Below are 23,556 nucleotides of genomic sequence, written 5' to 3' on the forward strand. Positions count from 1 at the left end.
CACCCCGGCCACTCCCATGCTTCAGCGTATGAGGATCGAACAATGACTAACCCGCTTTTTGATATGACCGGAAAAGTTGCCCTGATCACCGGATCCACCAAAGGCATCGGCCGCTCCATTGCCGAGGAAATGGCCCGCCTGGGCGCCAAGGTAGTGATCTCCAGCCGCAAGGCCGACGCCTGTGAACAGGTGGCCAACGAGCTGAAAGAGCAGGGCTACGAGGCCATCGCCATTCCCTGCCACGTGGGCAAGAAAGAAGACCTGCAGAACCTGGTGGACAAGACCAACGAAGCCTGGGGTTCCATCGACGTACTGGTGTGCAACGCCGCCACCAACCCGGTCTACGGCACCACCGCAGAAATGACCGACGACGCCTGGGACAAGATCATGGACACCAACGTCAAAGGTACCTTCTGGCTCACCAACATGGTGCTTCCGCAGATGGCGGAAAAAGGTGAAGGTGCGGTTGTTCTTCTATCCAGTATCGCGGGCATCCGTGGCAATACCACCATCGGTACCTACGGTGTCTCCAAGGCAGCAGAAGCCGCCCTGGCTCGTAACCTCGCCGTGGAATGGGGGCCGAAAGGCATCCGCGTGAACAGCATTGCCCCCGGCCTGATCAAGACCGATTTTGCCAAGGCCCTTTGGGAAGACCCTGTGCGCGTGAAGCGTGCGGAAGACAAAACCCCACTGCGCAGAATCGGTGACCCGGTAGACATCGCCGGCCTTGCGGTTTTCCTATCCACCAAGGCCAGTGCCTACGTCACCGGACAAGTCATTGTCGCCGACGGCGGCGAAACGATTTGTTAAGAAGGTATAACCGAAAGTATGCCGAGGTAGGTGGGTGGGGGTGTCTTTGTGCAGGGAACAAAGGTGTCTGAGCGAAGCGAGTTCTTTTTCCCGGAACAAAGACACCCCCTCCTGCCTGCCGCTGCCCCCATTACCGGGCCGATACGTTATAAATGAAGGCAACAGTGAAGATGAGCATGAACCCTGAACTGGTAGACGTCCTGCCAGCCCATAAGTTCGACGAATCCAAGCTTTTGGCTTGGCTTCAGGAAGCGCTGCCGAATTTCGGTGACCGTATGGGGGTCAAGCAATTCCAAGGGGGGCAGTCCAATCCAACCTTTTTGCTGGACACTGACAGCGGTCAATACGTGCTGCGCAAAAAGCCGCCCGGAAAAACGCTGCCATCCGCTCACATGGTAGAGCGGGAATACAAAGTCATGCGGGCCCTTTCCGAACACACCGACGTGCCGGTGCCTGCCACCAGAGCCCTGTGTGAAGATAGCGGCATCATCGGCACTCCATTTTACGTCATGGACTTCCTCGAAGGCCGGATTGTCAGTCATCCGGCGCTACGGGCGCTGGACCGTCAAGAGCGGATGCCGGCGCACCTCTCGGCCATTGATACCCTGGCGGCACTGCATTCGGTAGACGTAAATGCGGTGGGCCTGGGTGATTATGGTCGACCCGAAGGCTATGTCGCCCGGCAGGTGGCACGGTGGACGAAACAGTACCTGGCGTCCAAAACCGACGAGATGCCCGCCATGGACAAACTCATGGAGTGGCTGCCGAAGAATCTGCCCTCCACCGATGAGTGTGCCATCGCCCATGGCGATTATCGCTTCGGTAATCTGATGCTGGCCCCCGACAAACCCGAGGTTGTCGCTATCCTCGATTGGGAACTGTCCACGCTCGGCCACCCGCTGGCTGATCTGGCCTATTACTGTCTGCCCTACCACTTGCCATCGGACATGGAAGGTTCCCGCGGTTTGCTGGGTGAGGACTTGGAGGCATTGGGCATTCCCGATGAACAGGAAACCATTGCCCGTTACTGCAAGCAGACCGGCCGTGATGGCATCGCCGACTGGCATGTATTCCTGGCGTTTTCCCTGTTCCGTCTGGCGGCCATTCTTCAGGGCGTCTACGCCCGCGCGCTGCAGGGCAACGCCGCCAACGCCGATGCCCTGCAAGTGGGTAAGCGTGCGAGTCAGCTGGCGGATGTGGGTTGGAAGCTAGCCCGCGAAGGAGATCGTTCATGAGTGAGTCCATAGCCATGGGAGAGCCTATCGTCCGTCGCATTCTTATCACCAACGACGATGGTATCAACGCACCGGGCCTGGCGATTCTCGAGCGCATTGCCCGCAACCTGGCCGAGGAGGTCTGGGTGGTGGCGCCGGAGCATGATCGTAGTGGTGCCGGCCAGAGCATTTCCATTCATGACCCGTTGCGGGTGTATGAAAAGGGTGAGAATCGCTACGCCGTGTCCGGCACGCCTGCAGATTGTGTGCTGTATTCGCTGGCTCAGTGGTTTGGCGAAACCCCGCCGGACCTGGTGCTGTCCGGGGTGAACTGTGGCGCCAATATCAGTGACTCGGTGCAGTACTCCGGGACCGTGGGTGCGGTACTCAGCGCCGAACACATGGGCATCCCCGCCATTGCCCTGAGCCAGGCCTTCCTGAGCCGTGAAGGCGTTGACTGGTCACCGGTGTCGGCGTTCGGGGAGCAGGTCGTCCGCAAGCTCTGGCAACCCGGCGAGAGCCGCGCCTGGAATGTGAACTTTCCGGCTTGTGATGCCGGTGTGATCCGGCAGGCACAATGGTGCCGTCAGTCCACCGGTTCGATTCAGCGGCCCCGCCTGCTGGCGGGGCAGGATGCCCGCAGCCTGCCTTACTGGTGGCTGGGGTTCGATCGCAGCTCCCGGCACATCGAGGCGCCGGATGAAGATGTCACCGTACTGCGGGAAAAAGCCATCGCCATAACACCATTGCGCCATGAAGCGCCCCTGCCAGGACACACCGGGTCAGGGGACGCGGGGGTATTTGAGCTGGCCGCCGTCGCGGCTCACTGATTTGTACGAGGGGATTACAACAATGACATTTACACGCCACCACAACGTCTGGCCGAAAGAGTTACCGAAAACCATGACGCTGCCTGACACCAGCGTTTTCACCAACCTGGAAATTTCCGCCCTGCGGTATCCGGACCACACGGCCATCATCTTTTACGACGCGCCTTTGAGCTACAGCCAGTTGTTGGCTGAGGTGGAAGCGATGGCCGGCTATCTTCAGGCCCAGGGTGTCAAAAAGGGCGATCGTGTTCTGCTCTACATGCAGAATGCTCCCCAGTATGTGATTGCCTACTACGCCATCCTCCGTGCCGACGCGGTGGTGATTCCGGTGAACCCGATGAACCGGGCTGCCGAGCTGGAACACTACATTGCCGATACCGGCGCGAGCATGTGTCTGGCCGGGCAGGAACTGGCGGGGTTTATCGCGCCACTGCTGGAAAACACGGATCTGGACCAGGTCGTGGTGGCGTCCTACAACACCTACATCAACAAGGACACCGACCTGGATCTGCCGGCCGAAGTGGCCGCTCCGGCCTGGTCAAAAGAGATTCCGGGTATCGTGACCTGGGAGCAGGCGCTGGCTGCGGATCATAAGCCGACGGCGCACACCACCGGCCCGAACGACCTGGCGGTGATTCCCTACAGCTCCGGCACCACCGGCGCACCCAAGGGCTGCATGCACACTCATCGCAGTGTTATGGCCACGGCGGTGCATCGTGCGTTCTGGAACCTGAGCACGGCCAACACCCTCCAGCTGGCAACGCTACCGTTCTTCCACGTCACCGGCATGACCAGTTCCATGAACAGCCCCATCTACAGTGGCTCGACCACCGTCATTATGACCCGCTGGGACCGCACCACGGCGGCCAGACTGATTGAACGCTACCAGATCAGTGGCTGGACCAACATTGTGACCATGGCGGTGGATTTCCTGTCGAATCCGGACATTGCCAAGTACGACCTGAGCAGCCTGAACACCATCGGCGGCGGTGGTGCGGCGATGCCGGAAGCGGTGGCGGCCAAGCTCAAGACCATGACTGGACTGGACTACATCGAAGGCTACGGGTTGTCGGAAACCATGGCCGCCACCCACATCAATCCGCCGGATCATCCCAAGCCTCAGTGCCTGGGTATCCCGGTATTCGATGTCGACAGCCGCATTATTGACGTAGAAACCCTGGAAGAGAAAGGCCCGGGAGAGGTCGGGGAAATTGTCTCCAACGGCCCTCAGGTGACCCAGGGATACTGGAATCGCCCGGCTGAAACCGAGGCTGCGTTTGTAGAAATCGACGGCAAGCGCTTCTTCCGTACCGGCGACCTCGCCTATTACGACGAAGAGGGGTACTTCTTCATGGTGGACCGGGTTAAACGGATGATTAACGCCTCCGGTTTCAAGGTCTGGCCCTCCGAGGTGGAAGGGCTGATGTACCGCCACCCGGCGATCCACGAGGTGTGCATCATTTCGTCGCCCCATCCCAAGCGTGGAGAAACCGTGAAGGCCTGCATCGTGCTGACGCCAGACGCGGATGGAACGACCACCGAAGCGGACATTGTCAGCTGGTGCAAAGAGCAAATGGCGGCTTACAAGGTGCCTGAAATCATTGAGTTTGTGGATGAGCTGCCAAAGTCACCCACCGGCAAGCTGATGTGGCGCGCGCTACAGGAAGAGGAGTGGAAGAGCAAGGCCTGAAGGCCCTCAATTGTTCTTTATGTTTCGCAGAGCGAAAGCATATTCTAAATATTGACATGCGAGACGATCGGTGTAATTGTTTCACCATGCTAACGCAGGGCCGAACGGCTCTGCTCATAACCGCATAACTCGCTACAACAACAAAATAGCGGAGGAGCACACTTGAACCTTTTCTTCCAACAAATCATCAACGGGTTAACCCTGGGGAGCATCTACGGTCTCGTAGCCCTGGGCCTGACCCTGGTCTACGGGATACTCCATATCCCGAACTTCGCACACGGTGCGCTGTATATGGTCGGGGCCTTCATGTCCTACTTTTTCATGGTGGATCTGGGCGCGCATTACTGGGTCGCCATGGCCGGCTCGGCTGCCGTGGTCGCCATCCTGGCGATACTGTGTGAGCGCCTGGTGTTCCATCCCCTGAGGCACTCGCCACCGATCCATGACAAGATCGCCGCCATCGGTATTCTGCTGTTCCTGGAAGCGGTGGTGCAGATGTTCTGGGGCTCGGATTTCCGCCGCATGTCCTCGCCGTTTACCGGCATCCTGAATTTCGATGGGCTGATCATTCCCGAACAGCGACTGCTGATCATTGCCGGTGCGTTCGTGCTGGTGGTGGCGCTGCAACTGTTCCTGCGCAAGACCATGACAGGCGCGACCATCATTGCGATGGCCCAGAGCCGTGACGGCGCCTTCCTGGTGGGGATCGATGCCAACCGGGTGGCGATGATGACCTTCGCCATCTCCGGCGTGCTGGCTGCGTTTGCCGCCACACTCTATGCGCCCATCAACCTGGTGTATCCCGCCATGGGCCACCTGGTCATCATGAAAGCCTTCGTGATCATCATCCTTGGCGGCATGGGCAGCATCCCCGGCGCCATCGTCGGGGGCATGATCATCGGTTTCGCCGAGGCGCTCGGAGGGTTCTACATCTCCACTTCCTACAAGGACATCATCGCCTTCGGCCTGTTGGTGCTGATCCTGTCCGTTCGTCCACAGGGCCTGTTCGCGAAGGGGGCACACTGATCATGTTTAAATTCGCATCCTTGCTGATGACGCCAACTGCCAAGTACCTGATGCTGCTCTTTGCTGTGCTGTTCCCGGTTTTCGCGGCGAACGAATACCAGGTGTACGTAATGGCTACCGCCTTCGTCTGGGCGATAGCGGTCTACGGCCTGAACATCATTACCGGCTTCTGCGGCCAGCTGAACCTGGCCCACGGCGGTTTCTTTGCCATCGGGGCCTATACCCTGGGCCTGCTGACCGCTGACTTTGGCTGGAGCTTCTGGCCGGCCTTCGTGGCCGCACTGGTCATGACCGCCGTGCTTGGTTTTCTGGTGGGTATTGTCTCCCTGCGCCTGAAGGAGCACTACTTCGCCATCTTTACCCTGTGCGTGGGCTTCATTATCTACCTGTTGATCGACAAGTGGGAAGAGCTGACCCATGGCGCCATTGGCGTCCGTGACATCGCCGCGCCCTACGGTTTTGGCCTGGTGGATTTCACCGACACCACCCCGTTCTACTATCTGGTGCTGGCCTTCCTGGTGTTCGCAATCTGGTTCATGGGGCGGTTGTCGAAATCCTTGCTGGGGCGCACGTTCCTTGCCATTCGCAACGGCGACGAGCTGGCCCAGTCCCTGGGTATCAACCTGATGCGCAACAAGGTTCTGGCGTTTGTCCTGTCCACCACCTACGCCGGCCTGGCGGGTGCCCTGTACGCTGGCATGGTTCGTTTTATCGGCCCGGACGAGGCCAATATCCAACATACGTTCGACATGATCACCTACCTGCTGGTGGGCGGTATCGGCACCATCATGGGGCCGCTGCTGGGTACCGTGGGCATTGTGTGGATCACCCAGTCACTGCAGTTCCTGGAAGAGTACCGAATGATCATTTTCGGGCCGATGCTGGTGCTGCTGGTGATCTTCTTCCCCCGCGGAATTACCGGTTCTTTCCTGACCTGGATGCACCGCAAGTCTCAGGCACTGGCGCCCTCGAAAAAACGCCAGGAGAGCAAGGTAAACACCACACAGAACCGGGAGGCGCAGAGCAATGCTTAAGGTAGAACATCTGACCAAAATGTTTGGCGGCCTGGCAGCGGTGAATGATGTCTCCGTGGAGTTCGAGACGGGCAAGGTCAACGCCATCATCGGCCCGAACGGCGCCGGAAAAAGTACCTTCTTCAATCTGATCTCCGGTATGTATGCACCGACGTCTGGCCGCATCCTGCTGGACGGTATGGATGTCACCACCCTGCCCAGTGACAAGGTCGCACGGCTGGGCGTGGGGCGGACTTTCCAGACCACCAACCTGTTCGAGCAGGCGACCGTGCTGGATAACCTGATCGTGGGCCATCGCCTGCGCACCAAGTCCGGCCTTTGGGACGTGCTGATCAACAGCAAACGCCTGCAACGGGAAGAAAAATCCGCGCGGGACAAGGCGATGGAAGCGCTTGAGTTTGTCGGCCTCAGCCATGTGGCCGGGCAGTTCATCGCCGATATCACCCAGGAAGAACGCAAGCGGGTGGCCTTTGCCCTGGCGTTGGCGACCGATCCAAAGATTGTGTTGCTGGACGAGCCCGCGGCCGGGGTCAATCCGGAAGAGACCGCCGGTTTTGCCGCGCTGATGCGCAAGATGGTGGATGAGAAAGGCCTGACCGTATGCCTGATCGAGCACAAAATGGACATGATCATGAGCCTGGCGGACAAGATCATGGTGCTGGACCACGGCGAGAAGATTGCCGAGGGCACGCCGGACGAAGTGCGTAACAATCCGGCGGTGATCGAAGCCTATCTGGGAGGTGATGAAGATGCTGCAGCTTAATCATGTGGATGTCTGCTACGGCAGCTTCAAGGCCCTGACGGATATTTCGATGTCCGTGGATACCGGGGAACTGGTGGTACTGCTTGGGGCCAACGGTGCGGGTAAAACCAGCCTGTTTAACGCCATCAGCGGCCTGGTGAAGCCAGCCGCCGGCGAGATCCGGTTCGAAGACAGACAGTTTAACGGCATGAAAGCCAGCACCATTGTTTCCAGCGGCGTGGTGCAGTGCGCCGAGGGGCGCAAGCTGTTCCCCGAGATGAGTGTGATGCAGAACCTGATGATGGGGGCTTACGTGCATCGCCGGGATCGCCAGGGCAACAAGAAGCGCCTGAACGAGGTGCTGGAGCTGTTCCCGATCCTTTCAGACAAGGCCAATGAGCCGGCCGGATCGCTGTCTGGTGGCCAGCAGCAGATGGTGGCCATCGGCCGCGCCATGATGAGCCGTCCCCGCTTGCTGATGCTGGATGAGCCATCCCTGGGCCTGGCCCCGTTGGTGGTCAAGCAGATGTTCGAAACCATCAAACAGATCAATAGCCTGGGCACAACGGTGCTGCTGGCTGAACAGAATGCCTTTGCGGCCCTGAAGATTGCCCACCGGGCCTATGTCATGGAAAACGGCCGTCTGGTGATGGAAGGGGACCGGGAAGCCATGTTGGGTAATGAAGAAGTCCGCAAAGCGTATATCGGGGCCTGACCGGCCTCAAACAAAAATTAGAGAGACACGCACAACACCAAACCAGGAGACAACAATGAAAATAGCCAAAAAACTGGGTCAGGCTGTCGCAGCGGCGACCCTTGGTATGAGCCTGTCCGCGGGTGTAATGGCGGGCGAAGTCAATATTGGTTTCACCGGTCCGCTGAGCGGCGGCGCCGCGCTTTACGGCGAAAACACCCTGTCCGGACTGCGGATGGCCGTGGAGGAGATCAACGAAGCCGGCGGTTTTGACCTGAACGGCGAAAAGACCACGGTAAACCTGGTTTCTCTGGATGATCGTTACTCGCCGGCCCAGGCCGCCACCAACGCCAAGCGACTGAAGCAGGAGTCCAACGTTGCGGCGGTCTTCGTGCCTCACTCCGGCGGCATTTTCGCTCTGCAGGACTTCAACGAAAAAGACAACTTCCTGGTGATGGCCTATTCCAGCGTGCCCAGCATCACCGAAAAGGGAAACAGCCTGACCCTGCGCATCCCGCCCACTTTTGATGGCTACGTAAAAGCCTTTACTGATTATGCCCTGGAGCATCAAGGCAAGAAGCTGGGGATGGGTGGCGCTACCCACGAGTACGCCAAGATCTGGGGCGCCATGGTCAAGAAAGAGTGGGAATCCAAGGGCGGCGAAGTCGTTTCGGATACCCCCATGGACTACAATAAGTCGGCGGATTTCTTTACCGGTGTCAGCCGCATTATCTCCGAAGGCCCGGATGTGATGTTTGTGGGCGGTGCCTCCGAGCCGACCGGCCTGGTGGTACAACAGGCACGCCAGATGGGTTTCCAGGGCGGTTTCATCGTGATGGACCAGGCCAAGATCGACGAAGTGGCCCAGGTCGCTGGTGGTCTGGACATGATGGAGGGCGCCATTGGTGTGGTTCCTCTGAGTGTGTATCAAACCGACACGGCGAAAGACTTCATCGATCGTTACAAGGCTGAGTACGACAAAATGCCCGGCTCCGAAGCGGCCTACAACTATCTGGCCCTTCATGCCCTGGTAGAGGCGATGGATGTGACCGAGTCCACCGACCCGAAAGTTCTTCGTGCGGCAGTCGGCGATGCCCTGAACAGCATGGATGTGAGCAAGAACCCGTACGAAGTCACCGAAGTGACCGAGAACGGCGGGTTTGTCACCGACACCACGCTGGCGGTGGTGAAGGATGGTGAAATTGTTCGCAAGGAAATCGACTGACAGGTAGCGTCACACAACAAAAAAGGGGCCGAAAGGCCCCTTCATACACCTCACGAACCCCGGAAACTCCGGGGTTCGTTGCGTTTGGAGTGTTTGCTTTACGCCACGTACATCACCAGGTTCTCCGCCACACAGGCAGGCTTGTCTTCGCCCCGGATCTCCACGGTGGTCTTGTAGGCAGCCAGCGTGCGCTGGTCGTCCACCTTCGTGACGCTCTGGAGTTCCACCCGGGTGCGGATATCGGAGCCGGACTTGACCGCCGCCGGCAGCCTCAGCTTGTCCATGCCGTAGTTGATGGTGGCGCTGGTGCCGGTAATCGTCATCAGTTGCTGGTTGAGATGGGAAATCAGGGACACGGTGAGGAAGCCATGGGCCACCGGGCTCTTCCAGGGGGCTTCCCGCCTTGCCCGTTCCACGTCCACATGAATCCATTGGTGATCACCCGTAGCATCGGCGAAGGCCTGGATCATGTCCTGGCTAATGGTTTTCCAGGGGCTATGGCCGATAATCACGCCGGTATAGCTGTCCAGATCGTTTAACGCGATGGATACCATCAAATACTCCTCTTGTTCCTGTCAGTGGATTCAAACGGCGTAACCCGGATTCTTGCTGTCCAGCAGTCGCACCAGGGCCGGCCACGTCAGCGCGGCCGCACCGCCCAGCGCCTGTGACTGGTCGGCGGTGGTCTGGATGGCCTGCTTCGAGGGCATGTAGGTCGGCCCACAGCTCTGGGCCTTGACCTGGATCTCACAGGCCTTCATCAGGAAATACAGGTAGGTGAAGGTCTCCGGTACATCCTTGCCTGCGGTCAGCACACCGTGATTGCGCAGCAGCATCATCGACTTGTCGCCCAGATCCCTGATCAGCCGCTCCCGCTCGTCGAGGTTCAGGGCGACGCCTTCGTAATCGTGATAGCTCAGGTGATTCAGGCACAGCATGGCGGTCTGGCTCAAGGGTAGCAGGCCATCCCGGTGGGCGGAGACGGCAACGCCGTCGGGCGCGTGTAAGTGCATCACCGCGCCTGCGTCTTCCCGCCCCATGTGTACGGCGCTGTGGATGGTAAAGCCGGCCGGGTTCACACGGCTGACGTTGCCGGACTCCACCACCTGGCCGTCCTGGTCCACCTTCACCAGCGATGACGCGGTGATTTCATGGAACAGCAGCCCATAGGGATTGATCAGAAAATGATGGTCCGGCCCCGGCACCCGGGCGGACAGATGGGTGAATACCAGGTCGTCCCAGCCAAACAGGGCGACCAGTCGGTAGGCGGCGGCCAGTTCGGTGCGTACCTTCCATTCGGCTTTTCTCAGATCCTGTTGCTGTGATTGATCGCTTGTTGTTGTCATCGTGATGTCCTCAAGCTATGACAGAATGTTTCCCGCAGTGTACTGCATAAAAAAGGGGGTGGCTGACGCCACCCCCGCAAAAGACCTCTGACTGGATAGAGAGGCCTCAGGCTCACAAGTCCGCAGCCTGTTAGCTGGCTTGCAGCAGGGAGGCGTAACGCTCCAGGTGGAAATCGTCATCGCCCAACTGGTGATTGATGGTGATCAGTCGCTTGGCGTAATGGGCAAAGTTGTATTCCCAGGTCATGCCAATGCCGCCATGCATCTGGATACCGCTTTCGGAAATAAACTGCCCGGCGCGCCCGATGACATTCTTGGCTCCGGCCAGGGCACGACGACGCTCATCGTTGTGCTCACTGTCGGCGACGCTGGCGGCCAGAATGGCCATGGAACGGGCCTGCTCCAGTTCCGACATCATGTCCACCATACGGTGCTGCAGTACCTGGAACTTGCCGATGGGCACGCCAAACTGCTTGCGCTGCTTGAGGTAATCCAGAGTCAGCTCGTTGGCCATTTCCATGACACCCACGGCTTCGGCGCACAGGGCGGCGACCGCGCGGCCAGCCTGATATTCGATCACTTCGGCGGCGTTGCCTTCCTCGCCGAGCAGCGCGTCTGCGCCCACCTGGACGTTGCTCAGGGTAATGTCGCAACCCTTGGCCCCGTCGATGGTGGGGTAGGTGCGGCGTTCAACACCGGCGGTTTCGGGGCTCAGGGCAAACAGGCTGAGGCCGTTGGCATCGCGGGTGTCACCGGAAGTGCGGGCAGACACGATGATCAGGTCGGCGCAGTGACCGCCGATCACCACCGCTTTGCGGCCATTCAGGACATAACCTTCGCCGTTTTTCTCGGCGCGGGTTTCCACGTTGTTCAGGTCGTAAAAGCTCTGGGGTTCCTGCAGGCCAGCGGCGGCTTTCAGTTCGCCGCTGGCGATACCGGCCAGCCAGGTGTCTTTCTGGTTGTCATTGCCGGCCTGCCCGATCAGACCACCGCCCAGAATGACGGACTGCATATACGGCTCCAGGCACAGACCGCGGCCAAGCTCTGCCATGACGGACTGAACTTCCACGCCGCCACCGCCGAAGCCGCCCAACTCCTCGGAGAAGGGTACGGCTGTCAGGCCCAGCTCGCTGAGCTGTTTCCAGAAATCGGAGCTGAAGCCCAGGTCGGTTTCGCTGAACTCCAGGCGCTTTTCAAAACTGTATTCACCGCGCACCAGACGCGCCACGGTGTCCTGCAGCATTTGCTGCTCTTCGTTGAGTCGGAAATCCATGGTCGCCTCCTTAAAGCCCGAGAATCATTTTCGACACGATGTTCTTCTGGATCTCATTGGATCCGCCGAAAATCGAGAGCTTGCGGTTGTTGAAGTACTGGGCCGACAGCGGCGCGGCGTTTTCGTCCGACAGGAACTCGCCTTCGTAATCCATATCCAGCTCTTCTTCCACAAATGGCAGGGCATAGGGACCGATTGCGCGGCGGGCCAGATCGTTGATCGACTGACGGATCTCGGTGCCTTTGACTTTCAGCATGGAGCTTTCCGCGCCCGGAACACCGCCACCTTCTACAGAGGCGATAATCCGCAGGTTGCTGATTCCTGCAGCCGTGAGGTCAATTTCCACCTTGGCGATACGCTGGCTGAAGGACGGATCCTCAAGCAGCGGTTTGCCGTTTTTCAGGCGGCGGCTCGCCAGTTGCTTCAGGTGTGACAGTGCCGCCTTGGACAGGCCAATGCCGGCCAGGCCGGTGCGCTCGTAGGTCAGCAGATATTTTGCGTAGGTCCAGCCTTTGTCCTCTTCGCCCACGAGATTCTCAACCGGTACCTTGACGTCTTCGAAGAACACTTCGTTGACTTCGTGCTCGCCATCCAGGGTGATGATGGGGCGCACGGTAATGCCCGGGGTGTTCATGTCGATCAGCAGGAACGAGATGCCTTCCTGGTTCTTGACCTCGGTGTTGGTGCGCACCAGGCAGAAAATCATGTTGGCGTGCTGGCCCAGAGTGGTCCAGGTCTTTTGGCCGTTGACGATGTAGTGGTCGCCGTCACGCACCGCGCGGGTCTTCAGAGAGGCCAGGTCGGAACCGGCGCCGGGCTCGGAATAGCCCTGGCACCACCAGTCCTCGCCACTGAGGATGCGCGGCAGATACGTCTGCTTCTGTTCTTCGTTACCGAACTTGATGATCACCGGCGCTACCATGTTCACCCCGAACGGGATGGAACGGGGCACGCCGTAACGGCAGGATTCTTCATCCCAGATGTGCTTCTGCACTGGCGTCCACTTCACACCGCCGTACTCTTCCGGCCAGTGGGTGGCGTACCAGCCCTGCTCACTGAGGATTTTTTGCCACCGCTGATGGTCCTCTTTGGACAGGCGGCGGAACCCTTTCACTTTGGCGGCGATGTCCGCCGGCAGTTTCTCATCCAGGAATGCCCTTACCTCGTCACGGAAGGCAAGTTCCTCGGCCGTGTAGTTCATGTTCATCGGATAAACCTCGTCAGTGCATTACAGCGAAAATATATACCGCATAGCAGAATTACTCAATGATCATTCAAAGGTTGCTTCCCTGTCAATGATAATGAAACAAGAAAACACACAGTAATTACGACTTTCATCAAAATTTGGTTTCAAACCCTTGTTGATAGCAAATGCATCGTCTATATTCGAAAACACGGAAGCTGGTACTGCTATGCGAAACTATGAAATCACTAAATACCGCACAGTAAAACAGCGTGATTGATTTGGTGTGAGCCAGTGCCGGCACCGGAATTTCAATAACAAAGACATGCAATCAACTCCGTCAAGAGGTTTGAGATGACAACAACAACGCGTTTCCACGCACGCCCACTTGCCCGTGCCGTCGCCCTGACCAGCCTCCCGCTGATCGCTCTCGGGTCCGGATCTGCCCTTGCGCAGAGCTCCGAGCTGGACGAACTGCGTGAGCGGGTACAACTGCTGGAAAGCAAACTGGAAGGCGCCGTATCGACGGCACCTGAGCTGCAGGATGACAACCCCTATCTGCTGCGGGACGGTGATGGGATCAAAATCGGAAACACCACGATTTCATTCGGTGGCTTCATCAAGGCCGACGCCATTGTTGGTGCAAACGGGAACGGTACCCTGAATGGTTACAGTGTCGGCTTGCCACGAACCTTTGCCAGCGCAGCGGCATCGGATGAAAGTGACTGGAAAACCGGTTTCTCCGCCCGGGAGTCGCGCATCAGTATCGGTACCAAAACCGAGGATGTCGTCGGTCATACGCTGACCACCTATGTGGAGATGGATTTTAACAAGGAGATGAACGACGGTAATGAAGTTGTCTCCAACAGTTATTCCCCGCGTTTGCGCCAGGCCTATGGCTCATGGAATAACTGGGACTTCGGTCAGACCTACACCACATTTACCGATCTGGCCGCCATGCCGGAGATTCTCGATCAGGGTAAGCAGGCTGCGTTTATGTACGTAACCCAGCCGATGATTCGCTACAACATGGCCGCGCCGGGCGGGAAGCTGATGATGTCTTTGGAAAATCCTGAGGACGGTTTCCCAGATAACTCCTACGATGATCAGTCCTACCCGGATCTTGCCATGCGCTATCAGATCCGCGGCAATTATGGCTTCTACTCCATTGCAGGTCTGGTGCGGAACTTTGAAGACAACGCGGCGGATGAAACCAAGGTCGATGGAGCGGTGTCTCTGAGTGCTCGTATCCCGACCATCGGGCGTGACGACCTGCGTCTGCAATACAGTTACGGCGCGCTTGGCCGCTATATGGGACTATTTACTTACCCGGATGTGGATCTGGGTGCGCTGGCCATGGGTGATGTGGAGCCGCTCAAGAGCTATGGCGCCACGGCCGCCTACCGTCACTTCTGGTCACCGGCATGGCGCAGCAGCCTGACGGTCTCCCATACCGAAATTGTCGATGATCTTGCCGCCTCACCGGCAGGCACGCTGAGTTATTTCGACTCTTCAACGTCGGTTCACGCCAACATTCTGTGGTCCGCCCACCCGAACCTGACGCTGGGTCTGGAATACGCCTACTGGGATTTCGGCGAGATTGCCACCAGCAGCAGCCAGCAGTACGAACAGGTCATGGCTTCCGCGAAGCTGAGCTTCTGACCGGCGAGTTGCCAACCTAATGCGATGATTCTCAGGTAATTTTGCACCAGTTGCGTTGCCCCGGAGTGTTCCCCCGCTCCGGGGCTTTTTTGTGGGTCCCCCGGCACAGGCATAAAAAAAGCAGAGCCGGAGCCCTGCTTTTGAACCTCTTGAAGGATGCGTGGCGGAATCAGCTGAAGGCCTGAATCCCGGTCTGGCCACGGCCCAGGATCAGGGCGTGGACATCGTGGGTACCTTCGTAGGTATTCACCGCTTCCAGGTTCATCACGTGGCGAATCACATGGTACTCATCGGAGATGCCATTACCGCCGTGCATGTCACGGGCAACCCGGGCGATGTCCAGAGCCTTGCCGCAGTTATTGCGCTTGAGCAGGGACACGGAATCCGGAGTGGCAACGCCGTCGTCCATCATGCGGCCAAGCTGAAGTACCGCCTGCAGGCCGATGGTGATCTCGGTCTGCATGTCCACCAGCTTCTTCTGGATCAGCTGGTTGGCGGCCAGGGGCCTGCCGAACTGCTGGCGCTCCAGAGTGTAGTTGCGGGCCGCGTGCCAGCAGAACTCGGCGGCACCCAGGGCGCCCCAACTGATGCCGTAACGGGCCTTGGTCAGGCAGCTCAGCGGGCCTTTCAGACCTTCCACGTCCAGCTTGTTCTCTTCCGGTACAAACACCTCGTCCATAAAGATGGAGCCAGTGTCGGAGGCCCGCAATGAGAACTTGCCTTCGATCTTCGGTGTATCCAGGCCCTTGGCGCCTTCACGCTCGATCACGAACCCGGTGACCTTGCCGTCGAGCTTGCCCCAGACCACGCAGATATCGGCAATCGGGGAGTTGGTAATCCACATCTTGGAGCCACTCAGCAGGTAGCCGCCGTCGACCTTCTTGGCGCGGGTTTCCATGCCGCCCGGATCAGAGCCGTGGTTGGGCTCGGTCAGGCCGAAGCAGCCGACGTACTCACCGGAGGCCAGTTTTGGCAGGATACGCTTTTTCAGCGCTTCCTGGCCGTAGCTGAAAATCGGGTACATGACCAGTGAGGACTGCACACTCAGGGCGGAGCGGTAGGCGGAATCCACCCGCTCCACTTCCCGGGCGATCAGGCCGTAACAGACGTGGTTCAGGCCCGGGCCGCCGTATTCTTCTGGCAGGGTTGCGCCGAGCATGCCCAGCTCGCCCATGTCGGTAAAAATGGAGCGGTCGAACTTCTCGTGACGGTTCGCTTCGATAATGCCAGGCATCAGGCGCTGGTCACAGAAGGAACGGATGCTGTCCCGAACCTGGCGCTCGGTTTCATCCAGTTGCTTGTCGAATTGCAGCAGGTCATCCCAGGGTGCGGAAGTCATGGTGTTTCTCCTCAGAAAATTAGTCAGTCATTCGTTCAATGACAGCGGCAATGCCCTGGCCCACGCCAATGCACATGCTGATCAATGCGTAACGGCCGCCGCTGCGCTCAAGCTGGCGGGTGGCGGTCAATGCAATCCGTGCGCCGGAAGCCCCCAGAGGGTGGCCAACAGCGATGGCGCCACCGTTGGGGTTCAGCCGGGAATCGGTCGGGTCAATGCCCAGTTTGGTGGTGCAGCCGAGAACCTGGGCTGCGAAGGCCTCGTTGATCTCGATCACGTCCATATCGTTGATGCCCAGACCCGCGCGGGCGAGGGCTTTTTCGCTGGCCGGTACCGGGCCATAACCCATGACACGTGGCGGAACCCCGGCAATGGCTGCGGAGACAATGCGGGCGCGGGGCCGGATTCCGGCCTTTTCGCCGGCTTCGCGGGAGCCAATGATCAGGGCGGCGGCACCGTCGTTAATGCCAGAGGCATTGCCGGCGGTCACCACGCCACCTTCAAACAGAGAGCGCAAGCCTGAAAGTGCTTCCACGGTGGACTGGGGGCGCGGGTGTTCATCACTGTTTACGCTGACCGGCGGTTTTTTCCGGCCTTGGGGCACCTCAACTGAAAGTATCTCTTCATTATAGAAGCCGTCCTTGAGGGCGGCGTCATAGCGGGCCTGGCTCTGGGCGGCAAACTGATCCACCACCTCCCGGCTCAGGTTCAGTTCCCGGGCAATGTTGTCAGCGGTTTCGGGCATGGTGTCGGCGCCGAACTCCGCTTCAATGCGGGGGTTGGGAAAACGGGCGCCGATGGTGCTGTCGAAGGCGCGAAAATCGCGACTGAACGGACTTTCGCTTTTCGCCATGACGAAAGGAGCACGGCTCATGCTTTCCGCGCCACCGGCCACAAACAGCTCCCCCTCGCCACAGCGAACCGCCCGTGAGGCGTCGATGATGGCCGCCAGGCCGGAGCCGCACAGACGGTTGACGGTCAGGCCGCCGGCTTCAACGGGCAGGCCGGCCATCAACCCGGCATGGCGGGCCAGGTTGCGGGCGTCTTCGCCGGCCTGGTTGGTGCAGCCGGCAATGACGTCTTCGTAGGCCTCGGCGGCAAATGCGTTGCGCTCGACCAACGCCTTGATAACGCTGGCCAGCAAATCATCCGGGCGCACTTTTGCCAGCGCGCCGGCGTGTCGACCGAAAGGGGTTCTTAGCCCGTCGTAAATAAAGGCGCTCATGGCATCTCCCGTTTCATCAGCAGACAAGTCCCTATTGTGGTCCTCCTTCTACAATGAAGAAAGGTTTCGGGCTTGCCTTGTCATTAATGTTGATATAGTTTCGTATAGCGGAACTAAGTTTTGTATATTGGTTGTTAAAGACTAATCCGGGTCTGTGTGAAATGCAACCGATACCATCATCGAAGGGCGCTAATCTGTTATGAGCCGTTTTCTGGTTCCTGTCGCGGTTTTTCTGGAACTTGTGGCGCTTTGCCTCTCCAGCTCCCATCTCAGTGCGTTTGCCGGCGTGTTGTTTGTACTTTATTTCGTGTTGGTGCTGGGGCGGTTGCAGGCTTATTCCCGCTACCTGTTCCTGATTTCACTGCTGGTGATTGGCTATTTGGGCTTCATCGGGCAGCTGGGCACCAGAGATCTGATGAAGGCCGCCTCCAATGCGGCCTTTTACGCCGCGTTTCTGGGAAGTCTGGGGATGATGCAGTGCCTGGTGCGCCGACTGGAGGTGTTGCAGCGTATACACGATGTGTTGCTGGGCGGTCGTCCGGCGTTGCTGTACCCCAAGTACGCGGTGGTGAGCTGTGGCATTGCCTCGGTGCTGAGTTTCGGGGTGATGAACCTGCTCTGCGGCACCCTGGCGGATACCCTGAAGCAGCGGGGCATTACCGGTGCCTCGCGCCTGCGCTGGTTGCGCAGCGTGCTGATCAGTACATTGCGGGGGTTCGCTCTGGTGCCGCTGGTAGCGCCCACCAGCGTTGCGGTCGCCATTATTACCCGGGAGGTGCCCACCCTGAGCTGGTCCGGCCTGCTGCCCTATGGTATTGGCAGCGCAGTACTGTTGATCCTGGTGGGGTGGGTGTTGGAGCACAAGCGCTTTCGCCTGGTCAGCAGCGAGCGCGAGCCGCTGGAAACCTGGCCGGCGGGGAGTGGGCGGTTATTGCTGTTGGTGCTGATCATTTTCACGTCCATGGGCCTGCTGGTGCAGTTCACGGAGCTGAAAGTATCGGTGGCGGCCATGCTGACGGTGCCGGTGGTTACCCTCCTTTATATGTTCTGGCACGACCGCTCAGCGGCCGTGGTGGCGCGGGAGGCCGCTGACAACATGCTGGGCTTGAGCAATGAGATGTCCATCTTCGCAGGTTCCGCCGGACTGGGCGTGGCGCTGGTGGCGGTGATTCCGGCGGACGCCCTGGCAGGCATGGCCTCCGGTGAGCTGGGTGTGTTGCTGTTGGCGATGGCTGGGTTGTTGATGATGCCGATGCTCTCGGCCATCGGCATCATCCCGATTACTGTATTGAGTGTTCAGGCAGGCCTGATGCCGCAACTGATCGCGGAAGGAGTCAATCCGCTGCCCATTGCGGTGGCCCTGGTGATCGGGTTCTCCCTGGCGATGATGCTGTCGCCGTTCGGGCCGGCGGTGATGTTGCTGTCACGCTTTGGTCAGGTGTCACGCTGGGTGGTGGCGTTTGGCTGGAACGGGGTGTTTGTACTGTTGTCCATTCCCCTATTGTTGCTGATGCTGTGGGGGGTGTTTGTATTCGCGCCGGCCATCACGGTGTGATCAGAGCGATCAGAGTGACCGGCGCGCTTGTCTGGTGTTATCAGTAACCCCGGCTGGTGTCCACGATGCCGGTAATTGACTGGCCATTGTGGTGCGCACGAATCTTGCCGGTGATCTGCTCCAGCGTGGCGTCCCGCAGGGTGCGCGCGGAAATGTGTGGCGTGATGGTGATCTCCGGACGCTGCCAGAACGGGTGGCCCGAAGGCAGCGGCTCCTGGCGGAACACATCCAGCGAGGCCCGCGCCACATGGCCGTCGTCAATAGCCCTGAGCAAGTCGTCCTCCACCAGGTGCTCGCCCCGGCCGACATTAATCACCACGGCTCCCGGCATCAGTTGGCTGAGATGCTGGTGATTGAGGATGTCCCGGGTTTCCTCGGTCAGTGGCAGGGTGTTCACCAGTACTCGGGTTGACTGCAGGAAGCCGGGCAGGTTTTCGGCCCCGGCAAAGGTCGTGACTCCCTCCAGATCGTGGTCGCTACGGGCCCAGCCGTTGACCCGGTAATCCAGGTCGGCGAGGGTGCGCGCCACCCGTTTGCCAATGTGGCCAAGGCCCATGACCCCGATCGGCCATTCACTGCGCTTGATCGGCCGGTGAATTTTCCATTTACCTTCGCGCTGCTGTTCCCGATAGGTTTCCATGCCACGACTGGCTTCCAGTAGCTGATGCAGCACGTATTCCGCCATCTGCACGGACATGCCGGCATCTTCCAGGCGTACAACGGGTAAATGGGGTGGCAGGTTGGGTACGGCCAGCAAGCCATCGATGCCGGCGCCCAGGTTAAACACCGCTTTCAGCTTCTTCTCACGCTCAAACAGTTCCGCCGGTGGTTGCCAGACAATAGCGTAGTCGGCATCAACGGCGGGGCCGTTGGCGTCCCACACATGAATCTCGGCCTCCGGAAGCAGTTCCTGGATGGGTACGGTCCAGCGCTCTGGCTTGGGGTCTCCTGCGACAAATAGAACCTTCATGTGCTCTCCGGGGATCGTCAGTTGCATTAAATTTGTTTACTATATTTCGCTTTGCAGAATAATATACCGAAATAGATCCGTAAACCCGGGGTAATGTATCGCCCTAGTGGAAGAAAAGTGAAACATAAAGGAAGAGTGTTTCATATTTGGCACGACTTTTGATAATGGTTTGTGGTACTTGCTATCTGCAGCGATTAAAATACCGCAACTATTATTCTATCTGACTATTATCCGGGTATCCCCGGGCACACCGGATCAGGCGCAGCTGTTGGAGGACGCCAGTTTATGACAAAAGCAGAAACCACTAAACCGGAGTTGATGGTCGCCTCCGGTGACGGTGAGCCGGTGAAGCCGGAAAAGGACCGCAAGTTCGTAGAGGCGCTGTCTCGTGGGCTGGATGTACTCCGTGCATTCAGTCAGGGGTCGGTTATCCTGGGTAATCAGGACATCGCGCGGCTGACCGGGTTGCCAAAGCCGACCGTGTCCCGCATGACCTACACCCTGACCAAGCTCGGCTACCTCAGCTACAACGCCCAGCTTGAAAAATACCAGCTCAGCTCCGGCGTCCTGGCTCTGGGTTATGCCTACGTGTCCAATCTCAAGGTGCGCCAGCTGGCCAAGCCCTACATGGACGAGTTTGCCCGCCAGACCAACATGTCCGTGGGCCTGACCTGCCGCGATCGATTGCACATGATCTATGTGGAAAACCGCCTGCCGCCGGAAGCATCACTGCTGCGCATGGACATCGGCCTGAAGCTGCCGATGGCGACAACCTCCGCAGGACGTGCCTACTACTGTGCCATCAGTGACAAGGGCCGCAAGCTGATCGACGATGCCATGGAAGCGAAGTACGGCCCGGATGTCTGGCCGGAAAAGAAAGAGGGGCTCGATCGTGCGATGGAAGACTTCAAGCAGCACGGCTTCTGCCTGTCCCTGGGCGAATGGGATCGCAACATCAACTCCGCCGGCGTGCCCATTCATCTGCAGGATGGCACCATCATGGTGCTGACCTCCGCTGCGCCATCCTACCTGATTTCGGGTGAAAAGCTGCGTGAGTCCATTGCTCACCAGTTGGCGATGCTGGCCAGCGATATAGAGTCGCTTGGCGTTTGATCCTCTAGAGGGGATTGCACAATAGTACGGGAGCGAGCGGGCACCATGGCCCGAAACCGTGCGGAGCCATGGGTGGAGCGCAAAGCGCTTCACGGACAAGCCAAGGACGGCTTGCCCAGGACCTTTAGCGCGACGCAGGAGCAATAAGCGCTAAAGGGCGGAGCCCGAGCGCTACAGGGACGTATTCACAGCGTGTTTCGGGCCATGGTGCCCGCTCGCTCTTCCCTCTGAATTTGAATAATCCCCGAAAACCCCAGAATTTGTTCTGGGGTTTTTTTATGCCCGCATTTTAATTCATAGTTGAAACCTGCCGAAAACTTGTATTAAATCGTACTTATGTTTCGCTTGATAAAACTACATTCCATAGAAGGCGAGGAGAAATTATGTCTGAGGTCGTAACTTATAACCGGGAAGGCGCCATTGGCGTCATCACAGTGAACTACCCGCCAGTAAACGCGCTTGGCCATGCGGTTCGTTCCGGCCTGGTGGCCGCGCTGGAGCAGGGTCAGAACGACGCAGACGCCAAGGTTCTGTTGCTGGTTTGCGAAGGTCGTACCTTTATTGCCGGCGCCGATATCCGTGAATTCGGCAAGCCCATGCAGGAGCCGGGGCTGCCTACTGTTATAGGTCAGTACGAAAACAGTGACAAACCGATTGTCGCCGCCATTCACGGCACTGCCCTCGGTGGTGGTCTGGAAACCGCTCTTGGCTGCCATTACCGCGTGGCCCTGAGCAGCGCCAAGGTTGGCCTGCCGGAAGTGAAGCTGGGCCTGTTGCCCGGTGCCGGTGGCACCCAGCGCCTGCCGCGTTTGACTGGTGCCCAGAAAGCCCTGGAAATGATCACTTCCGGTGAGTTTGTCGGCGCCAAAGACGCGCTGGCTCTGGGTATTGTCGATGCAGTTGAAGACGGTAGCGATATCAAGCCCGTTGGCCTGGCATACGCTCAGAAAATTGCCGATGAAGGCAAGCCGGTCCGTCGCGTGCGTGATTTGACCGACAAGGTAGAGGCCGACAAGGGCAGCGAGGTTTTCGACCAGTTCCGCGCCGGTCTGCAAAAGAAAGCGCGTGGCCTGTTCTCCCCGTTCAAGTGCGTGGACGCCGTGGAAGCGGCCTTCAACCTGCCGTTTGAGGAAGGCATGAAGCGCGAGCGTGAACTGTTTATGGAATGCATGGAATCACCGCAGCGTGGCGGCCTGGTTCACTCCTTCTTTGCAGAGCGCGAAGTCTCCAAGGTGAAGGGGCTGTCCAAGGACACGCCGGTCCGTGACGTCAACAGCGTGGGCATCATCGGCGCTGGCACCATGGGTGGCGGTATCGCCATGAACTTCGCCAACGTTGGCATCCCCGTGACCATCGTGGAAGTGAAGCAGGAAGCCCTGGACAAGGGGCTGGGCATCATCCGCAAGAACTACGAAAACTCCGCCAAGAAGGGTCGCATTACCCAGCAGCAGGTTGAAGAGCGCATGGCGCTGATCAACGGCAGCCTGACCTATGACTCCTTCAAGGATGTGGACATGGTGATCGAAGCGGTGTTCGAGAACATGGCCATCAAGAAAGAGATCTTCGGCAAGCTGGACGAGGTTTGTAAGCCCGGTGCCATCCTGGCGTCCAACACGTCCACCCTGGATATCGACGAAATTGCCTCTGCCACCAAGCGTCCGGAAGACGTGGTGGGCATGCACTTCTTCAGCCCGGCAAACGTCATGAAGCTGCTGGAGAACGTACGTGGCAGCAAGACCTCCGACGAGGTGAAGGCCACGGTGATGGCCGTTGCCAAGAAGATCAAGAAGGTCGGTGTGCTGGTCGGTAACTGCCACGGGTTTGTCGGCAACCGTATGCTGCACAAGCGCGGTGCGGAAGCTATGGCACTGGTGAACGAAGGCGCCAGTCCGCAGCAGGTGGACAAGGTACTGACCGATCTGGGTTACCCCATGGGTCAGTTTGCGATGTCGGATCTGGCCGGTATTGACGTGGGCTACCGTATCCGCGAAGAGCGCCGCAATGCCGGTGAAGATGTAGCTCCAAGCTGGATGGACAAGCTGGTGGAGATGAACCGTCTGGGCCAGAAAACCCAGGCCGGTGTCTACAAGTACGAGGAAGGCAGCCGCAAGCCGATTCCGGATCCGGAAGTGGACCAACTGATTGCTGAATTCCGCAAAGAGCAGGGCATTACGCCGCGGGAGATTTCCGATCAGGAAATCCTTGAGCGCTGCATGTACGTGATGATCAACGAAGGCGCCAAGATTCTGGAAGAAGGCATCGCCGATCGTTCGCTGGATATCGACGTGGTGTGGATCTACGGCTACGGCTTCCCGGCCTACCGTGGCGGTCCCATGTTCTGGGCGGATCAGGTTGGCCTGGAGACTATCCTCAGCACGGTCAAGAACTTCCACGACACCCTGGGTGGTGAGCAGTGGAAGCCGGCGGCCCTGCTGGAGAAGCTGGTCAGCGAAAACAAGAAGTTTGGCGACCTTTAAAGACTAGCCTGCTGGTGTGGGGGCCGGTCCCGGGGCGGGGTGGCTTTTCTTCTGGGAAAAATAACTCGCTTCGCTCAGACATCTTTTTCCCGGCAGAAAAGGCACCCCACCCCGGAACCAACGTTACAACTGAGGTTGATCCCGTAGG

20 protein-coding genes are annotated in these 23,556 nt (G+C 58.7%); 13 read left to right on the forward strand and 7 right to left on the reverse strand.

What is annotated here, in order from left to right; all coding sequences use genetic code 11:
• Positions 1-42 precede the first annotated feature (42 nt).
• The 9 genes from ACJO5Y_RS09640 (at position 43) to ACJO5Y_RS09680 (ending at position 9,265) form a co-directional block, all read left to right on the forward strand.
• Positions 43-810: an SDR family NAD(P)-dependent oxidoreductase gene (locus ACJO5Y_RS09640; protein WP_250086894.1), complete on the forward strand. Its 768-nt coding sequence runs from the start codon at positions 43-45 to the stop codon at positions 808-810.
• Positions 811-980: 170 nt separating this feature from the next.
• A complete protein-coding gene (locus tag ACJO5Y_RS09645; protein ID WP_406986689.1) occupies positions 981-2,045 on the forward strand; it encodes a phosphotransferase in 1,065 nt (354 codons plus the stop codon).
• Between the two features lie 14 nt (positions 2,046-2,059).
• The gene (gene surE / locus ACJO5Y_RS09650) at positions 2,060-2,854 is read left to right on the forward strand and encodes a 5'/3'-nucleotidase SurE (protein WP_406986737.1); all 795 of its coding nucleotides are present in this window, start codon (positions 2,060-2,062) and stop codon (positions 2,852-2,854) included.
• Positions 2,855-2,876: 22 nt separating this feature from the next.
• Positions 2,877-4,544, forward strand: coding sequence for a long-chain fatty acid--CoA ligase (locus ACJO5Y_RS09655; protein WP_406986692.1), 1,668 nt, complete (start codon positions 2,877-2,879; stop codon positions 4,542-4,544).
• A 162-nt stretch (positions 4,545-4,706) separates the two neighbouring features.
• Entirely contained in the window at positions 4,707-5,570 is an 864-nt protein-coding gene (locus tag ACJO5Y_RS09660) for a branched-chain amino acid ABC transporter permease (RefSeq protein ID WP_406986694.1), read from the forward strand.
• A 2-nt stretch (positions 5,571-5,572) separates the two neighbouring features.
• Entirely contained in the window at positions 5,573-6,604 is a 1,032-nt protein-coding gene (locus ACJO5Y_RS09665) for a branched-chain amino acid ABC transporter permease (protein ID WP_406986697.1), read from the forward strand.
• Positions 6,597-7,367: an ABC transporter ATP-binding protein gene (locus ACJO5Y_RS09670; protein ID WP_406986700.1), complete on the forward strand. Its 771-nt coding sequence runs from the start codon at positions 6,597-6,599 to the stop codon at positions 7,365-7,367. Before ACJO5Y_RS09665 ends, ACJO5Y_RS09670 begins: the two co-directional genes overlap by 8 nt.
• Complete coding sequence (locus ACJO5Y_RS09675) at positions 7,354-8,061, forward strand: ABC transporter ATP-binding protein (protein WP_406986702.1); 708 nt, start codon at positions 7,354-7,356, stop codon at positions 8,059-8,061. The genes ACJO5Y_RS09670 and ACJO5Y_RS09675 overlap by 14 nt, the downstream gene beginning before the upstream one ends.
• A gap of 55 nt (positions 8,062-8,116) precedes the next feature.
• Entirely contained in the window at positions 8,117-9,265 is a 1,149-nt protein-coding gene (locus ACJO5Y_RS09680; protein ID WP_406986705.1) for an ABC transporter substrate-binding protein, read from the forward strand.
• A gap of 98 nt (positions 9,266-9,363) precedes the next feature.
• Here ACJO5Y_RS09680 and ACJO5Y_RS09685 read toward each other — a convergent pair whose 3' ends face one another.
• From ACJO5Y_RS09685 to ACJO5Y_RS09700, 4 genes are all read right to left on the reverse strand, one after another.
• Entirely contained in the window at positions 9,364-9,819 is a 456-nt protein-coding gene (locus ACJO5Y_RS09685; protein WP_406986708.1) for a MaoC family dehydratase, read from the reverse strand.
• A gap of 30 nt (positions 9,820-9,849) precedes the next feature.
• Complete coding sequence (locus tag ACJO5Y_RS09690) at positions 9,850-10,611, reverse strand: class II aldolase/adducin family protein (protein ID WP_406986710.1); 762 nt, start codon at positions 10,609-10,611, stop codon at positions 9,850-9,852.
• Between the two features lie 130 nt (positions 10,612-10,741).
• Entirely contained in the window at positions 10,742-11,884 is a 1,143-nt protein-coding gene (locus ACJO5Y_RS09695; RefSeq protein WP_406986713.1) for an acyl-CoA dehydrogenase family protein, read from the reverse strand.
• A 10-nt stretch (positions 11,885-11,894) separates the two neighbouring features.
• Positions 11,895-13,091: an acyl-CoA dehydrogenase family protein gene (locus ACJO5Y_RS09700; protein WP_406986715.1), complete on the reverse strand. Its 1,197-nt coding sequence runs from the start codon at positions 13,089-13,091 to the stop codon at positions 11,895-11,897.
• A gap of 330 nt (positions 13,092-13,421) precedes the next feature.
• On the opposite strand from ACJO5Y_RS09700, the gene ACJO5Y_RS09705 reads away from it, so the two are divergent.
• On the forward strand, positions 13,422-14,729 hold the full coding sequence (locus tag ACJO5Y_RS09705) for a DcaP family trimeric outer membrane transporter (RefSeq protein WP_406986718.1): 1,308 nt from the start codon (positions 13,422-13,424) through the stop codon (positions 14,727-14,729).
• Between the two features lie 169 nt (positions 14,730-14,898).
• Here ACJO5Y_RS09705 and ACJO5Y_RS09710 read toward each other — a convergent pair whose 3' ends face one another.
• Both ACJO5Y_RS09710 and ACJO5Y_RS09715 read right to left on the reverse strand, forming a co-directional pair.
• The gene (locus ACJO5Y_RS09710) at positions 14,899-16,068 is read right to left on the reverse strand and encodes an acyl-CoA dehydrogenase (protein ID WP_406986720.1); all 1,170 of its coding nucleotides are present in this window, start codon (positions 16,066-16,068) and stop codon (positions 14,899-14,901) included.
• Between the two features lie 19 nt (positions 16,069-16,087).
• Positions 16,088-17,293, reverse strand: a complete 1,206-nt coding sequence (locus ACJO5Y_RS09715) for a 3-oxoadipyl-CoA thiolase (RefSeq protein ID WP_406986723.1) — start codon at positions 17,291-17,293, stop codon at positions 16,088-16,090.
• Between the two features lie 199 nt (positions 17,294-17,492).
• Between ACJO5Y_RS09715 and ACJO5Y_RS09720 the strand changes: the two genes are divergently transcribed.
• The gene (locus ACJO5Y_RS09720; protein WP_406986725.1) at positions 17,493-18,848 is read left to right on the forward strand and encodes a hypothetical protein; all 1,356 of its coding nucleotides are present in this window, start codon (positions 17,493-17,495) and stop codon (positions 18,846-18,848) included.
• Between the two features lie 40 nt (positions 18,849-18,888).
• Here ACJO5Y_RS09720 and ACJO5Y_RS09725 read toward each other — a convergent pair whose 3' ends face one another.
• Positions 18,889-19,818 carry a 2-hydroxyacid dehydrogenase gene (locus ACJO5Y_RS09725; RefSeq protein ID WP_406986728.1) on the reverse strand — a complete coding sequence of 310 codons (930 nt, stop codon included), beginning with the start codon at positions 19,816-19,818 and terminating at the stop codon, positions 18,889-18,891.
• A 285-nt stretch (positions 19,819-20,103) separates the two neighbouring features.
• Between ACJO5Y_RS09725 and ACJO5Y_RS09730 the strand changes: the two genes are divergently transcribed.
• Both ACJO5Y_RS09730 and ACJO5Y_RS09735 read left to right on the forward strand, forming a co-directional pair.
• A complete protein-coding gene (locus ACJO5Y_RS09730; protein WP_406986731.1) occupies positions 20,104-20,931 on the forward strand; it encodes an IclR family transcriptional regulator in 828 nt (275 codons plus the stop codon).
• Positions 20,932-21,314: 383 nt separating this feature from the next.
• A complete protein-coding gene (locus ACJO5Y_RS09735) occupies positions 21,315-23,408 on the forward strand; it encodes a 3-hydroxyacyl-CoA dehydrogenase NAD-binding domain-containing protein (RefSeq protein ID WP_406986734.1) in 2,094 nt (697 codons plus the stop codon).
• Positions 23,409-23,556: the final 148 nt, after the last annotated feature.

The sequence above is a fragment of the Marinobacter alkalisoli genome (assembly GCF_045449855.1).
Taxonomy (GTDB): Bacteria; Pseudomonadota; Gammaproteobacteria; order Pseudomonadales; family Oleiphilaceae; genus Marinobacter.

Coding starts and splice junctions, on each gene's coding strand:
- ACJO5Y_RS09640 (WP_250086894.1), top strand. CDS start 43: ATGACTAACCCGCTTTTTGATATGACCGGAAAAGTTGCCCTGATCACC.
- ACJO5Y_RS09645 (WP_406986689.1), top strand. CDS start 981: ATGAGCATGAACCCTGAACTGGTAGACGTCCTGCCAGCCCATAAGTTC.
- surE (WP_406986737.1), top strand. CDS start 2,060: ATGGGAGAGCCTATCGTCCGTCGCATTCTTATCACCAACGACGATGGT.
- ACJO5Y_RS09655 (WP_406986692.1), top strand. CDS start 2,877: ATGACATTTACACGCCACCACAACGTCTGGCCGAAAGAGTTACCGAAA.
- ACJO5Y_RS09665 (WP_406986697.1), top strand. CDS start 5,573: ATGTTTAAATTCGCATCCTTGCTGATGACGCCAACTGCCAAGTACCTG.
- ACJO5Y_RS09670 (WP_406986700.1), top strand. CDS start 6,597: ATGCTTAAGGTAGAACATCTGACCAAAATGTTTGGCGGCCTGGCAGCG.
- ACJO5Y_RS09675 (WP_406986702.1), top strand. CDS start 7,354: ATGCTGCAGCTTAATCATGTGGATGTCTGCTACGGCAGCTTCAAGGCC.
- ACJO5Y_RS09680 (WP_406986705.1), top strand. CDS start 8,117: ATGAAAATAGCCAAAAAACTGGGTCAGGCTGTCGCAGCGGCGACCCTT.
- ACJO5Y_RS09685 (WP_406986708.1), bottom strand. CDS start 9,819: ATGGTATCCATCGCGTTAAACGATCTGGACAGCTATACCGGCGTGATT.
- ACJO5Y_RS09690 (WP_406986710.1), bottom strand. CDS start 10,611: ATGACAACAACAAGCGATCAATCACAGCAACAGGATCTGAGAAAAGCC.
- ACJO5Y_RS09695 (WP_406986713.1), bottom strand. CDS start 11,884: ATGGATTTCCGACTCAACGAAGAGCAGCAAATGCTGCAGGACACCGTG.
- ACJO5Y_RS09700 (WP_406986715.1), bottom strand. CDS start 13,091: ATGAACATGAACTACACGGCCGAGGAACTTGCCTTCCGTGACGAGGTA.
- ACJO5Y_RS09705 (WP_406986718.1), top strand. CDS start 13,422: ATGACAACAACAACGCGTTTCCACGCACGCCCACTTGCCCGTGCCGTC.
- ACJO5Y_RS09710 (WP_406986720.1), bottom strand. CDS start 16,068: ATGACTTCCGCACCCTGGGATGACCTGCTGCAATTCGACAAGCAACTG.
- ACJO5Y_RS09715 (WP_406986723.1), bottom strand. CDS start 17,293: ATGAGCGCCTTTATTTACGACGGGCTAAGAACCCCTTTCGGTCGACAC.
- ACJO5Y_RS09720 (WP_406986725.1), top strand. CDS start 17,493: ATGAGCCGTTTTCTGGTTCCTGTCGCGGTTTTTCTGGAACTTGTGGCG.
- ACJO5Y_RS09725 (WP_406986728.1), bottom strand. CDS start 19,818: ATGAAGGTTCTATTTGTCGCAGGAGACCCCAAGCCAGAGCGCTGGACC.
- ACJO5Y_RS09730 (WP_406986731.1), top strand. CDS start 20,104: ATGACAAAAGCAGAAACCACTAAACCGGAGTTGATGGTCGCCTCCGGT.
- ACJO5Y_RS09735 (WP_406986734.1), top strand. CDS start 21,315: ATGTCTGAGGTCGTAACTTATAACCGGGAAGGCGCCATTGGCGTCATC.